Here is a 13825-nt window from a genome sequence, read left to right on the forward strand (position 1 = left end):
GGCTGAACAATATTCACTCTCGGCGCTCGCGCCCGCGATGTGGCGGTGTACTCAGGTCCGTGCATCGCGATGTGGCGGTGTGCGCCGACGGAAGGAACGCGAATGTCTTTCGCAGAGTTGCGCGCCCAGATGTTGCGCCGCAAACCCCTCGTCGAGGTCGAGGACGAGATTCCGAGCGACGAGCGGCTCGCCAAATCGCTCGGCCTGTGGCAGCTCACCGCCATCGGCGTCGGCGGCATCATCGGTGCGGGCATCTTCACTCTGGCCGGGTCGGTCGCGCATTCGGTGACCGGGCCCGCGGTACTGATCTCGTTCCTGATCGCCGGTGTGGCCAGCGCGGCGGCGGCATTGTGCTACGCCGAGTTCGCCGGCATGGTGCCCAAGGCGGGCTCGGCCTACACCTACGGCTATGTCTCGCTGGGTGAGCTGGCGGGCTGGTTCATCGGCTGGGATCTGCTGCTGGAATACATCGCGGTCGCGGCGGTGGTCGCCATCGGTGTGTCCGGATACTTCGGGTTCCTGCTCGACCAGGTCGGGCTGACACTGCCGGAATGGATGCTCGGGGCGCCCGACACCGGTGACGGGCGGGTCGTCGACCTGTTCGCGGTGCTGTTCTGCCTGGGCACCGCGTGGGTGCTCTCACGCGGGATCGGCAGTGTCGGCCGGTTCGAGACGGTCGCGGTCGGGATCAAGGTCGCCCTGGTGGTGCTCATCGTGGTGCTCGGGGTGTTCCACATCGACAGCGCCAACTACGACCCGTACTTCCCGTTCGGCGTCGGCGCGGTGTGGACGGGTGCGGCGACGGTGTTCTTCGCGGTGTTCGGGTACGACGCGATGAGTACCGCGGCCGAGGAATCGATCGACGGGCGCAAGCATCTGCCCAAGGCGATCATCTACTCGCTGGCCATCGCGATGGTGCTCTACGTGCTGGCCACGCTGGTGCTCACCGGCATGCAGAAGTACACCGAGATCAGTCCTACCAGCGGCTTCTCCACCGCGTTCGAGTCGGTCGGGATGCCGGGCGTCGCCAATATCATCGCCGTCGGCGCGATCATCGGCATCATCACCGTGGTGCTCACCTTCATGCTCGGCGTCACCCGGGTGTGGTTCGCGATGAGCCGCGACGGATTGCTGCCGGAATGGTTCGCCAAGACCCACCCGACCCGCAAGGTGCCGACCAGGGTGACCTGGATCGTCGGTGTCGGCGCGGCGATCCTGGCCGGGGTGCTGCCGATCAACACTGTCGCCGAGCTCACCAATATCGGCATCCTGATGGCCTTCATCGTGGTGTGCGTGGCGGTGATCGTGTTGCGGCGCACCAGGCCCGACGCGCCACGCTCGTTCCGGCTGCCGTTCATGCCTGTCATCCCGCTGATCGGCATCGGGTTCTCGGCCTACCTGATCTACTCGCTGCCGTGGGAGACGTGGTTGCGTTTCCTGGTCTGGCTGGTGGTGGGGCTGGTCGTCTACTTCGGGTACTCCCGCACGCATTCGGTGATGAACCGGACGGCGGCGCAGCCGAGCGAGTAGGCAGGCGACGGCCGGTCTGTGCTGTGATGGGCCGATGAGGTCAGGGCACCAGGGCGAGGCGGCGGACGAGCCGGGAGCGCGTCCGCCGCGGCGCCGCCGCGATCCGGCGAAGACGCGCGAAGCCATCATCGTCGGGCTGCTCGCCGCGATCACCGAGGGCGATTTCGCGCCGACGACCCGCGAGATCGCTTCTCGGGCAGGCACTTCCGAACGCAGCATCTTCGTGCACTTCGCCGACCGCGATGCCCTGCTCGCCGCCGCGACCGAGCACCAGTCCGCCACGGTGGAGGCGTGCCTGGTGACGCCCGATCCCGGCCTGACCCTCGCCGAACGGATCGCGATCGCGGTGCGGCAGAGCGGTGCGATCTTCGATCTTCAGCGCACCCCGCGCCTGCCCGGTCTGCAGGAGTCGCGGTCGGTCGCCGCGATCGACGCGCGCATGCGCCTGACCGACGAACGCATCCGCGCCGTCCTCGCCGCGCTGTTCGCCCCCGAACTCACCCGGCCCGACGGCACGGCGGACGCCGAGTTGCTCGATCTGATCGACGGCACGCTCGCCTGGCCGATGCGCCACCATCTGCAGGACCGGCGCGGGCTGTCCGGCGAACAGGCCTCGGCGGCGATCGAACGGGCGCTGCGGCTGCTACTCGCTCAGCGCTGACTCCGGTCGCACCAGCACCCGCTTGAGGATCTTGCCGGTCTCCCCGCGCGGCAGGGCGTTGAGGAACGTCACGTCGCGCGGGACCGAGAAGCGGCTGAGGCGGTTGCGGATGTAGGTCCGCACCATGTCCGAATCCAGGCCCGCCCCTTCGCGTTTCACCACGAACGCGGCCAGCCGCTGACCGAATTCCCGGTCGGGGACACCGACCACGGCCACCTCGGTGATCTGCGGCAGATTCGCGAGGGCTTCCTCGACGGGTCGCGGGAAGACGTTCTCCCCGCCGGAGATGATCATCTCGTCGTCGCGGCCCGCCACGAACAACCGGCCCGCGGCGTCGAGATAGCCGAGGTCGCCGGTGTCGAGCATGCCGTCGGCTTCCTCCGGCGGCGCCGCGTTGACGTAGCCGTCGAAGAGCATGTGATTGGCGACGAAGATGTGCCCGGTCGCGCCGACCGGCACCGGACGCAGGTCGGGACCGAGCACAGCGACGCGGGTGCCGAGCGGCGGGCGGCCCGCGGTGGTCGGCGAGACCCGCAGGTCGGCGGGGGTGGCGACGCTGGCCCAGGAGACCTCGGTCGACCCGTACACGTTGTAGAGCACGTCGCCGAAGGTGTCGAGGAAGCGCAGCACGGTGGCCCCGGCCAGTGGGGCGCCGCAGCTGACGACGTGCTGCAGGCTCGACAGGTCGAAGCTCGCGCGCACCTCACCCGGCACGTCGAGCAGGCGTTCGACCATGGTCGGGACCACGATCAAGGTGGTGATCCGGTGCTGGACGATCGCGCGCAGACAGTCGAGCGCGTCGAAACCGGCGGTGAGCACCACGGTGGCGCGCAGCGCGGTGCTCAGCTGCAATCCGGCCAGGCCCCAGGTGTGGAACAGCGGCGCTGGGATCAGCATGACCTCTTCGACCCGCAGCGGAATCCGCGAGAGCAGTGCGGCGATCGTGCCGAAGCCCTTGGCGTGCGGACGGCGCGCGCCCTTGGGTGAACCACTGGTGCCCGAGGTGAGCACGATCAGCCGACCGGGATGCGCGGGCACCGGGAAGTCGTTGCGTCCCCACGCGATCAGGCCGTCGACCGTCGTGCGATCCGGGTCCGGCGGCAGATCGTCGGTGGTGTATCGCGGAACGTCGCCGTGCAGGTAGCGGATCAGCGTTTCCAGCGGTCCGTCGACGAACACCGCGCTGAGCCGATGGCGCTGCACGATCTCCTCGATCCGCCGCCCGGACAGTCCGGCATTGAGCAGCGCCACGTCGACGCCGAGTTTGCCCGCGGCGACCATCGTTTCGACCATGCCGGCGTGATTGCGTGACAGCAGGCCGATGGCGTCACCCGCGCGCAGGCCCAGCGTGTGCATCGCCCCCGCCAGCGCGGTGGACCTGGCGTCGACCTCGGCGAAGGTGCGGGTGCCCCGCGGGTCGATCAGCGCGAGCCGATCCGGCGCGTGCGCCGCGCCTGCGGCATACCCGCCTGCCAAGTTGAAACCCCACTTCGACAGGGAGCGAAGCTGTTTCATGATCGAGATGGGTTCGGGACGCATCAGCCCGGTCGCCGCGATGCTGCGCGCCACGCCGGCATTGCGCCGGAGCAGCGAGCGCTCGGCGTTGACCACCACCGAGGATCTGGTGCCAGCGATGACGTCGGCGGTGCGGCGCAGTCCCGCCTTCACCCAGTCGGTGACCGTGGAGTTGCTGCGTTCGCCGAGCAGCGGGTGCACTCTGGCCGCGGCGAACAGGGTGATGTCGAGGCGGGTGCGCTGCTCGTCGCCGCGCAACCGGACCGAGGCGAAGCTGCCCAGCGCCGGGCTGCGCAGTTCGAAACTCTCGTACCAGCGGCCGATCACGAGGACGAACTCGTGTGTCTCGATCCCCGCGGCGGCCGACCCGACCCGCACCTGCCACACCACCGACCCGTCGGGTCGCTCGACCCGGTCACAACTGCCGATGCCGGTGAACATCCGTGGATAGCTCTGCGGATCCAGCAGTACATCCCACAATGATTGACGCGCGATCGTGAAATCCGCGGTGACATCGATGACGTCGGTGACCAAACTCCGTGCTCTTCCCGTCGGCCTGTTCGACCAGCACGCTACCCGTCCGTGCCGCTCCTCGATCAAGAATCAGACAAAACCGGAGGTTTCGGACCGGTTCGACCGGACTTTGGTTTGCGCGCCACACCTCACGACGTTGCAGATGTGAAACTCCCCAATTGCTTGCACCCCACCCGAGGATGCCGAAGTATTGCTGGCAGTACCGACCCGATCTGCATGAGTCGCCGCGACGTGCGGCACGACGAGCGAAGAGGTGTGGACATGACAGCGAGCTGGCCAGGTAGTTCGATGAACTCTTTCGATGACATCTTCCAGCGATTCTTCGGCTCAGGAATGTCGGCGAAGCCACCAGTGCAACGCATCGACCTGGGCAGACTCATGACCGACAACGCCAAGTTGCTGATCGGCTCGGCCCGCGAGGCCGCCCAGGAGTGGGGCAATTCCGAGATCACGCCCGAGCATCTGCTCTACGCCGCCACCGAATCCGAACCGGGCCGCAGCATCGTGGCCGAGCTCAGCCTCGACCCCGACCAGGTTGCCGAGCAGATGCAGGAATACCTCGACACCGGTTCGCCCAGCGAAAACGACCTCGCCGACATCACCCTCAGCCCCGGCACCAAGCTGGCGCTGCGCGCCGCCCAACGGCAGGCCGCGCAGTCCGGCAGCAGCTACATCGGCCCCGAGCACGTCCTGCTCGGCATCGCCTCGCTCCCCGACTCCGTGGCGGCCCAGGCGCTGATGGCCGGCATCGCCGCCACCCAGAGCGGCAACACGTCCGGCCCCGCGACCACGGGCGCCCCTGCCAAGCGCCGGCAGCAGACCGACACCCCCACGCTGGACGAATACGGCCGCGATCTCACCGCGGAGGCCCGCGAAGGGCTCGTCGACCCGGTCGTCGGGCGGGCGGAGGAGATCGAGCAGACGATCGAGATCCTGTCGCGGCGGCGCAAGAACAATCCCGTGCTGATCGGTGACCCCGGTGTCGGCAAGACCGCGATCGTGGAGGGGCTGGCGCAGCGGATCGTCAACAACGACGTGCCCTCCACCCTCGCCGACCGCCGCGTCATCGCGCTCGACGTCGGCACGCTGGTCGCGGGGAGCAAGTACCGCGGTGAGTTCGAGGAGCGGCTGACCAAGATCCTCGACGAGGTCCGCGCGCACAAGGACGAACTGATCGTCTTCATCGACGAGCTGCACACCATCGTCGGCGCCGGTGGCGGCGGCGAGGGCTCGATGGACGCGGGCAACCTGCTCAAGCCCGCGCTCGCCCGCGGTGAACTGCATGTCGTCGGCGCGACCACGATCGACGAATACCGCAAGTACATCGAGAAGGATGCCGCGCTGGAGCGCCGGTTCCAGCCGGTGATCGTGTCGGAGCCCTCGGTGGAGGACACCATCGAGATCCTGCGCGGTCTGGCCGATGTCTACGAGGAGCACCATCAGGTGCGCTACTCCGACGAGGCGCTGATCGCGGCGGCCCAGCTGTCGGATCGCTACATCACCGATCGGTTCATGCCCGACAAGGCGATCGATCTGATCGACCAGGCCGGTGCCAGGGTGCGGCTGCGTTCGGGCACGCCCGATGCGGAGGCGAGGGCCAAGGACGAGGAGATCGCGCGGCTGTACCGGGAGAAGGACGCCGCGGTCGACAACGAGGACTACGAGAAGGCGAACGCGGTCAAGGCCGATATCGCGGCCAAGGAGGAAGAGCTCGAGGAATCCGGCGTGCGGGCAGGCGAGCCCGAGGTCGGGGTCGTCGACATCGCCGAGGTGATCTCCCGGCAGACCGGTATTCCCGTCGCGGATCTCACCGCCGAGGAGAAGCAGCGCTTGCTCCAGCTCGAGGACGTGCTGCACAAGCGGGTGATCGGGCAGGACGAGGCGATCGTCGCGGTCGCCGAGGCGGTGCGCCGCGCCAGGGCCGGGCTCAAGGATCCGAACCGGCCGATCGGCTCGTTCCTGTTCCTCGGGCCGACCGGTGTCGGCAAGACCGAACTCGCGAAGGCGTTGGCCGAGGCCGTCTTCGGCGACGAGGACCGGCTCATCCGCTTCGACATGAGCGAGTTCCAGGAGAAGCACACGGTCTCGCGGCTGGTCGGCGCCCCGCCCGGATATGTCGGCTACGACGACGCGGCGCAGCTCACCGACAAGGTGCGCAGGCAGCCGTACTCGGTGATCCTGTTCGACGAGGTCGAGAAGGCGCACCCGGACGTGTTCAACGTGCTGCTGCAGTTGCTCGACGACGGCCGGGTCACCGATTCCAAGGGCCGCACCGTCGATTTCAAGAACACGATCGTCATCATGACCTCCAATATCGGCTCGGACCTGATCTTGAGGGCGCCGGAAGGTGATCTGGATGCGATCGAGCCGCAGCTGATGGAACGGCTACAGCAGCATTTCCGGCCGGAGTTCCTCAACCGCATCGACGAGACGGTGGTGTTCCACCGGCTCGACAAGTCGCAGCTGGAACGGATCGTGAACCTGATCCTAGACAAGACCCGGCGTATGCTCGCCGCCCAGGACATCGAGCTCGAGATCAGCGAGTCGGCGGTGGACTGGCTGGGCGATCGGGGTTTCCAGCCGGAGTTCGGCGCCCGGCCGTTGCGCCGCACGGTGCAGAAGGAGCTCGACAACCGGATCTCGCGGCTGCTGCTCGACGGCGGGCTGGAACCGGGGGCGACGGTGAATGTCGACACGGCCGACGATGATCTGGTCGTCACCGCCGTCACGCCGACCGGGGGCGCCGATACCAATGGCGCCGAACCGAAGCCGCACACGAAGAAGAAGGCGGCGAAGAAGGGCGAGGACAAGAAGCTCACCTCGTCGAAGAAGTAGGCACAGACGGCGGTGGCCCGGTCCGCGCGGACCGGGCCACCGTCGTGTTCGGGTCAGCCGCCGGTGACCACGCAGGACTCACCGAAACGGTAGCCCTTGCCGACGCTCACATCGGCGCCGCGGCCGACGCCGTCCTGCAGTGCCGCGAGGCTGTGCGGGCCGCTGCTCGACGGCACCCAGTCGATGGAGGCGGTGCCGTCGAGCGGGACGACCACGGCCAGCAGAGTGCCGTTGTCGTAGAAGGAGACAGGTTCGATGCCGACGCTGAGCCGGGCCACCAGATGATGGGTGCATCCGGTGCCGTAATTGGTTGCCATCCCGACGCTGAGTCCGGGGTCGACCGTCAATTGCGAGACCGCCGCGGAGGCGGACGGTGAGCCGATCGTCAGGGCCAGCAACGCCGTCCCGGTGGCCGCGAAGGCGAAGGCGAATTTCCTGTCACTCATATCTCACGTCCTTGTGCTGCGGGCCGGCCGAACGCGAGGCCGGCGAGTCGAGGTCAATCCTCACCCCATCGCGGGACCGATGGTGGGAGAACACACGAAACGTTTGCCGCTCGCCGGACCCCGGCGGAATTCGCTATACCCGTGACCAGAGCGCGGGCGTGTTCGGCGGCGTCCAGTTCGGGTCGTGCCGCGGGGCAGCGAACGTTGCGTGAGTTCCTCGACATTCCTCCGGCGGGCATGCCGCTCAGCCGCAGCACCGATCAGCGGCGGGTGATGTGGAGCGGCAGGCTCGCGTGGCGCCGCACGAACAGGCTCGGCATCCATCGCGGTGGTGCGTCGTCGACGAGGGTGAATCGTTCGGTGCGCTCGAGCAGCAGGGTGATCGCGGCCGTCGCTTCGAGGCGGGCCAGGGCCGATCCGATGCAGAAGTGCGCGCCCGCGCCGAACGCCGCGTGCGCTCGTCCGCGCGGCCGTTCCAGGTCGACGACATCCGGGTCACCGAACATCGCCGGATCGCGGTTGGCCGCGCCCCACAGCAACAGCAGGTGACTGCCCGCGGGGAGCGCGACACCGGCCAGCTCGGTATCGGCGACGACGTGTCGGTGGTGGCCACGAAACGGCGATTCCACCCGCAACGCTTCGTCCAGGAACGCCGGCACCAGCTCGGGACGATCTCGCAGTCGCGACTGGAGGTCGAGGTCGGTGGCCAGCAATCGCGCGGCCGAGGCGATCAGTCCCGCGGTCGACTCACCGCCCGCGCCGATCAGCTGCACCACGATCAGCACCGCCTGCTGCTCATCGATCCGTCCGGCAGCCAAGGCGGCGGCGAGCACGTCGATCAGCGCTTCCGGCGAATCCAGCCCGGCGGCACGGTCTTTCGCCGCCGTGACCGCACCGTAGGCATAGTTGGCCAGTTCGGCCGCCGAGGTGACCAGCGCCGTCATCCTGCCGTCGGCGACGATGCCGCCCAGCATCTCGGTGGAGTCGTACGCCCACGACAGCAGTTGCGGAACGTCGGCGCGCGGCAGCCCGACGAGTTCGGCGATCAGCGCGAGCGGCAGCCGGTCGGCGATGCCGGTGGCCCAGTCGATCCGGTCACCGTCGAGCTCTTCCGCCCAGAGCTGCTCGGTGAGCGCGGTGACCACGGGCCCGAGCGTGCGCACACGCTTGGCCAGCGCCGGGCCGACGACGCTGCGGTGGGTGGAATGGACGGTCCCGTCGGCGGTGGCCAGCACATGCACGGCCTGTCCGGTCGCGTCGAGGTCGAAGGTGACCGGCGCCGCGCCGGGCTGGGCGACCAGCACCCCGGTCAGATGCGAGGAGAAGTCCGCCGTCCGCGCGGTGGCCTCGGTGACCGCGGCCCACGACGCGACGAGGAAGAAGTCGGTGCCCGGCACCCGGTGGACCGGCGCGTGCTCCCGCAACGTGCGGTACAGGGGGTACGGGTCGTCGAGCACCGCCGCATCGAAGAGATCGATCGCCCCGAGTTCCGTGGTCATCGCCGCCGCCTTTCCTTGGTCAGGTTGTCGGCGCTCACCGTGCCCCGTGGCGAACAGAGGGTCAATGGCCGTCTCACCCTGAGACTGCCCGGACACCTGGTGCACCGGCGACAGATCTCGCGAAAAGCCACTTTTCCAGCACTAGTGTGGGTAGACAATTTCGATAGAACGTCTCAGCTCGAGACAACGAAGGAGCTCCCGATGACCGCCGACTGGCTGGCCGGCGGCGACCGCCGCACCGTCGCGATCGACCGGATCGAACGCGCCGCACTCACGCTGTTCCTCGAACACGGCATCGACGACGTCACCGCCGAGGACATCGCCGCGGCCGCGGGCTGCTCCCGCGCGACGATGTACCGCTACGTCGGCGGGAAGCCGCGCCTGGTCCGGGCGGTCATGGTCAGGGCCGCGGGCACTGTCGTCGCCCGCGTCGAAGCCGCCGTCGATCAGGTGCCCGCGGCCCGTCGCCCGGTCGAGGCGATCCTGGCCGCTGTCGCCGCGCTGCGCGCCGATCCGGTCCTGCGGCAGTGGCTGATCCGGCACCGCTCCCCCGACACCGACGAATTCCTCGCCGACGCACCGGAACTCGGCCGCATCGCGACCGCGCTCACCCGCATCGCCCCCGACGACGCGGCCGCGGCCTGGATCGTGCGGGTCGTGCTGTCGTTGCTCACCTGGCCACTGCCCGACGCCGCGGCCGAGCGTCAGCTGGTCGAACGGTTCGTCGGTCCGGCCCTGCGCGTCCGCTGAGCGCGGATCAGGGCATCGGCAGCGGCGGCGTCTTCGGGAACTCGACCGGCAGCGCGGCCAGCGAACGGTGGAACGGGCCGGGCCGCCACACCAGTTCCTCGGCGGGCACGGCCAGTGTCAGCTCCGGGATCGCGTCGAGCAATTGGTCGATCGCGTCCTGCACGATCAGATACGCCACCGGCTTGGCGGGGCAACCGTGCGGGCCCGCGCTCCAGGCCAGATGCGCCCGGTTGTCGACCACATCGCGACCGGCGATGGCCGGATCGTTGTTGCAGGCCGACATGCTGATCACGACCGGTTCGTGCGCGGGCAGCCACATCTCGTCGACCAGGATCGGCTGACGCGGATAGGTCATACAGAAATTCGCCAGCGGCGGGTCCGTGAAGAGCACCTCGTCGAGCGCGTCGCGGGTGGACAGGCTGCCACCGAGCACATTGCCCGCGAAACGATCGTCGGTGAGCATCAGCCGCAGCGTGTTGACGATCAGGTTCAGCATCGGCTCGATGCCGGCGCCGTAGAGCACCAGCAGCTGATGCACCATCTCCTCGTCGGTGAGCGCGGCCGGGTGGTTCAGCAGCCGGGTGGCGACATCGTCGCCCGGCTCGCGCTGCCGCAGCGCGACCAGGTCGGTCAGCGCGGAGGCGAGCAGGTTGTTGCCCGCTTCGGCTTCGTCGCCCTCGAAGATCTGCGCCATGCCGGTGGCGACCTGCTGGCCGATCGCCGGGGTGCAGCCCAGCATCGAGTTCAGTGCCTGGAACACCAGCGGAAACGCGTACTGGCTCAACAGGTCCGCCGAGCCGGTCGCGCAGAAGCTGTTGATCAGCGGGATCGCGAACTGCTCGATGGTGGCGTGCATCGCGTACAGATCCACTCCGGCGATGCCGGCGACATTGGCCTGCCGGTACCTGGCGTGTTCGGCGCCGGTGGTGCGCAGCGCGGCCGGGCGGAACTGCAGCATCGGCAGCACCGGGCAGTCCTGCGGGATATTGCGCTGCCAGGTCCGCGGATCGGCCGGGAAGTGCTCGGGATCGTTGAGGATCCGGACCGCCGTGTGATATCCGATCACCAGCGTCGCGCGGATTCCCGGCGACAATTCGACCGGCACCACCGAGCCGAACCGGCGCCGCATCTCCCGGTAGGCCGCCTGGGGGTCGGCGGCGAACTCGGGGGCGTACATCGGAACCCGCTCGTCGGCCGCGAGGTCCACTGTCATGATGCTGTTGCTTCCTGCCTGCGGAACAGATACTCCGCCAACGTGACCAGCGCGCGCAGCCCGTGGTCGCGGCGGCGGGCGTCGACCGCGACCACCGGGGTGTCCGGCGCCAGGTCTAGCGCCTCACGCACCTCCTCGAGCGGGTAACGCCGGAAGCCCTCGAACTCGTTGACCGCCACCGCATACGGCACACCGCGCTTTTCCAGCGCCGAGAGCACGTCGTCGGCCTTCTCGATGCGCCGGGTGTCGACCAGCACGAGCGCGCCCAGTGCGCCCCGGGCCAGCTCCTCCCACAGCGGGGCGAAGCGTTCCTGACCCGGCGTGCCGAAAAGATACAGCGCCAGTTGCGGATTCAGGGTGATCCGGCCGAAGTCCAGGGCGACGGTGGTCTGCACCTTGCTGCCCAGCCCGGCCATATCGTCGACGCCGATACTGGCCTCGGTGATCGTTTCCTCGGTCCGCAGCGGCCTGATCTCGGAGACGCCGCACACGAACGTCGTCTTACCGACGCCGAAATTGCCTGCGACCAGGATCTTCACCGACCGCGTCACGGTCTCCGCGACGTAGTCGACCTCACCCCGCGATGGCACGGAGACCATGCAGCACCTCCTTGATCAACGCGAGTTCCGGCTTCACTTCGGCCGGAGTCGGGCAGTGTAGATGGCCGCTGTCGAGCAGATCGGACACGATGATCTTCACGACCGACGCGGGCAGATCCAGATACGCCGACAGCTCGGCGATGGAGAGCGCGCCACGGCGACTGGTGAGCGCGAGGACCCGGCGCTCGTCGGGGCGGTGATCGGGCCGCGCGTCGGCGACGGCGCGAACCAGGGTCACCAGGTCCAGTTCATGCGCGGCCCGCACTCGGCCACCGGTGCGCACATACGACCGGACCAGGTCGGGATCGCGTCTGCCGCGACTCATTACCTGCCACCGTGCCGCGGCGCGCTGCCGATCTCGTGGCCGACGCGCGAGGCAAGTTCGTTCATCCGGTGCGCCACCAGCGCGACGTCGACGTCGACGGTGGTGGCGACGCCTAGCAGCGCCCCGACACCGGCCGCGGTGATCATGATCATGCCCTCGTCGTACTCGGTCATGTTCTGGCGCACCGCGTTCGACGATCCGCCGCAGAACTCGCCGAGCGCCTTGCCGAGCGAGCGCAGGCCGGAGGCGGCCGCGGCGAACCGTTCGGCGTCGTCCTTGGCCACTCCACGGGAGTGGGCGATACGCAGTCCGTCATCGGACAGCAGCACCGCGAAGCGGACGCCGGGGATCTCCAGATCCTCGAGCAGCCACGCCAGTCGGTTCGTGCTATCGGCTACCGGTGTGCTCATCGGCTGTTCCTTCCGTGGTTCGCTCGGCCGCAGCGAGGCGACCGCTGCGGGAACCGCTGTGCCAGGCAGCGGCGAGGTTGGGGCGAGCATGCCCCGATTCGGTGGGCACTCCCGCCGAATCCGGCGCGACCGGCCTGCGGCGGCGCTTGGGCAATCCCCCACTGGTGATCTCGTGCACTTCGGCGCGGGGCCCGTCGGCCTCGTCCAGTACCGGCACGGGCACCGGGACGTGGGCGGGAGCAACGAGTTCGGGCTCGGGCAGGCGTGGCGCGGCACCGCTCACCAGCAGTGCCGACGGCACGTAGACCATCGCCCGCATGCCGCCGAAGATGTTCGGCCCGTCGACGTGGACGGAGAACCCGTATCGCCGCGCCAGCGCCGCGATACCGGGGAAGCCGACCTTCGGCGCAGGCCCGAGATCATGGATGTCGACGGCGCGTTCGCCGCTGAGCACCTGCCGCGCGTCCTCGAGCTGCTCGGGGCTCATCCGCATGCCCGCGTCATCGACGATGACGGTGACACCGTGGTGCCCCTCCTGGAAGCCGACCTCGACGAACGACGACGGCGGCGAATAGCGCAGCGCGTTGTCGAGCAGCGTGGCCAGGGTGTGCACGAGCGGTTCCACCGCGCGGCTGATCACGACCCGATCGGACTGCCCCGACCGCACGCGCAGGAATTCCCGGACGCGCCCGGTGGCGCCGCCCGCCACGTCGGTGAGCGACTGCTGCGGCCAGCGACGGCCGGGCAGACCACCGGAGACGATCACATAGGACTGCGCCTGCCGGATCATCTGCTGCACGGTGTGGTCGATCCGGGTCAGCGTCTCGTAGATCGCGTCGTCACGATGCTCACGCAGCGCCACGCTCACCACCTGCCCGAGGTCGGTCCCGAGGCTGACCACCGAGGTGCCGAACGAGCGCACCGCGGCGCTGGTGGCGGCCCGCGAGGACGCCGAGAGCTCGGCCTGCGCCTCCTCTTTGGCGACCACGACCTCACTGACCCGGCGCTGCTCGCCGTAGCGTTCGACCATCGCCCTGGTCTCTTCGGAGACCACGCGCAGACCCTCGGCGTGACCGGTGGCGATCATCTGCAGTACCTGGCCGACCTGCGAATTCTGCAGTTCCAGCGGCAGATCGACACCGACCGCGGGGATCTCGTGCCTGCGCACCGCGTCGGTGATCGACGGCAGCGTCAGCTGCGCCAGCTGGATCAGCGCGTTCTCGCACGCGAGGCGCTCGCGGATGGCGGCGTCGGCGCGTAGTCGCTGCTGGCGCTCGTTGCGCATGGCAAAGACCATCACGGCCATCGCGAGCAGCAACAGCGGCGCTCCGATGGCGAGTAACAGCACCGCGATTCCTGAGTTCATCAGATCTTTCGTCGTCGTCGACCGCACCACGCCCTGGCCGGTGGGCCCTCACCGGCCGGCCCGGGAGGCATTCGCGTGGCAAGCTTCGCTGCCAGCGACCCGCACACAGTAGCAGCACCATGATCGATTACGACGCGGATCT

12 protein-coding genes are annotated in these 13825 nt (G+C 68.8%); 4 read left to right on the plus strand and 8 right to left on the minus strand.

The genetic code is table 11. The annotated features are described in order from the left end of the window. The first annotated feature begins 102 nt into the window (after nt 1–102). Both ACFVAV_RS11895 and ACFVAV_RS11900 read left to right on the plus strand, forming a co-directional pair. Nucleotides 103–1530, plus strand: a complete 1428-nt coding sequence (locus ACFVAV_RS11895; RefSeq protein ID WP_379033919.1) for an amino acid permease — start codon at nt 103–105, stop codon at nt 1528–1530. Nucleotides 1531–1564: 34 nt separating this feature from the next. After that, nucleotides 1565–2191 carry a TetR/AcrR family transcriptional regulator gene (locus ACFVAV_RS11900; RefSeq protein ID WP_379033921.1) on the plus strand — a complete coding sequence of 209 codons (627 nt, stop codon included), beginning with the start codon at nt 1565–1567 and terminating at the stop codon, nt 2189–2191. Here ACFVAV_RS11900 and ACFVAV_RS11905 read toward each other — a convergent pair. Further along, the gene (locus tag ACFVAV_RS11905; RefSeq protein WP_379033923.1) at nt 2174–4240 is read right to left on the minus strand and encodes an AMP-binding protein; all 2067 of its coding nucleotides are present in this window, start codon (nt 4238–4240) and stop codon (nt 2174–2176) included. The genes ACFVAV_RS11900 and ACFVAV_RS11905 overlap by 18 nt on opposite strands. 261 nt (nt 4241–4501) lie before the next feature. Here ACFVAV_RS11905 and ACFVAV_RS11910 point away from each other — a divergent pair, with 261 nt between their 5' ends. After that, complete coding sequence (locus ACFVAV_RS11910) at nt 4502–7075, plus strand: ATP-dependent Clp protease ATP-binding subunit (RefSeq protein WP_379033925.1); 2574 nt, start codon at nt 4502–4504, stop codon at nt 7073–7075. 53 nt (nt 7076–7128) lie between these two features. On the opposite strand, the gene ACFVAV_RS11915 is transcribed toward ACFVAV_RS11910, so the two are convergent. Beyond that, nucleotides 7129–7521, minus strand: coding sequence for a hypothetical protein (locus ACFVAV_RS11915; RefSeq protein ID WP_379033927.1), 393 nt, complete (start codon nt 7519–7521; stop codon nt 7129–7131). Between the two features lie 260 nt (nt 7522–7781). Continuing rightward, the gene (locus ACFVAV_RS11920) at nt 7782–9020 is read right to left on the minus strand and encodes a cytochrome P450 (protein ID WP_379033929.1); all 1239 of its coding nucleotides are present in this window, start codon (nt 9018–9020) and stop codon (nt 7782–7784) included. Between the two features lie 201 nt (nt 9021–9221). Here ACFVAV_RS11920 and ACFVAV_RS11925 point away from each other — a divergent pair, with 201 nt between their 5' ends. Then, the gene (locus ACFVAV_RS11925; RefSeq protein WP_379033931.1) at nt 9222–9770 is read left to right on the plus strand and encodes a TetR/AcrR family transcriptional regulator; all 549 of its coding nucleotides are present in this window, start codon (nt 9222–9224) and stop codon (nt 9768–9770) included. A 7-nt stretch (nt 9771–9777) separates the two neighbouring features. Here the strand turns inward: ACFVAV_RS11925 and ACFVAV_RS11930 are convergent, their stop codons facing one another. Genes ACFVAV_RS11930 through ACFVAV_RS11950 form a run of 5 tightly spaced genes read right to left on the minus strand, consistent with a single transcriptional unit; the run spans nt 9778 to nt 13683 of the window. Continuing rightward, nucleotides 9778–10983 carry a cytochrome P450 gene (locus ACFVAV_RS11930; RefSeq protein WP_379033933.1) on the minus strand — a complete coding sequence of 402 codons (1206 nt, stop codon included), beginning with the start codon at nt 10981–10983 and terminating at the stop codon, nt 9778–9780. After that, a complete protein-coding gene (locus ACFVAV_RS11935) occupies nt 10980–11582 on the minus strand; it encodes an ATP/GTP-binding protein (RefSeq protein WP_379033935.1) in 603 nt (200 codons plus the stop codon). The genes ACFVAV_RS11930 and ACFVAV_RS11935 overlap by 4 nt, the downstream gene beginning before the upstream one ends. Beyond that, entirely contained in the window at nt 11557–11907 is a 351-nt protein-coding gene (locus ACFVAV_RS11940) for a DUF742 domain-containing protein (RefSeq protein ID WP_379033937.1), read from the minus strand. The genes ACFVAV_RS11935 and ACFVAV_RS11940 overlap by 26 nt, the downstream gene beginning before the upstream one ends. After that, on the minus strand, nt 11907–12317 hold the full coding sequence (locus tag ACFVAV_RS11945) for a roadblock/LC7 domain-containing protein (RefSeq protein WP_019046642.1): 411 nt from the start codon (nt 12315–12317) through the stop codon (nt 11907–11909). The genes ACFVAV_RS11940 and ACFVAV_RS11945 overlap by 1 nt, the downstream gene beginning before the upstream one ends. Then, nucleotides 12295–13683: a sensor histidine kinase gene (locus ACFVAV_RS11950; RefSeq protein ID WP_379033939.1), complete on the minus strand. Its 1389-nt coding sequence runs from the start codon at nt 13681–13683 to the stop codon at nt 12295–12297. The genes ACFVAV_RS11945 and ACFVAV_RS11950 overlap by 23 nt, the downstream gene beginning before the upstream one ends. Nucleotides 13684–13825: the final 142 nt, after the last annotated feature.

The organism is Nocardia sp. NPDC057663, from assembly GCF_042799895.1.
In the GTDB taxonomy this organism is placed as follows: Bacteria; Actinomycetota; Actinomycetes; order Mycobacteriales; family Mycobacteriaceae; genus Nocardia.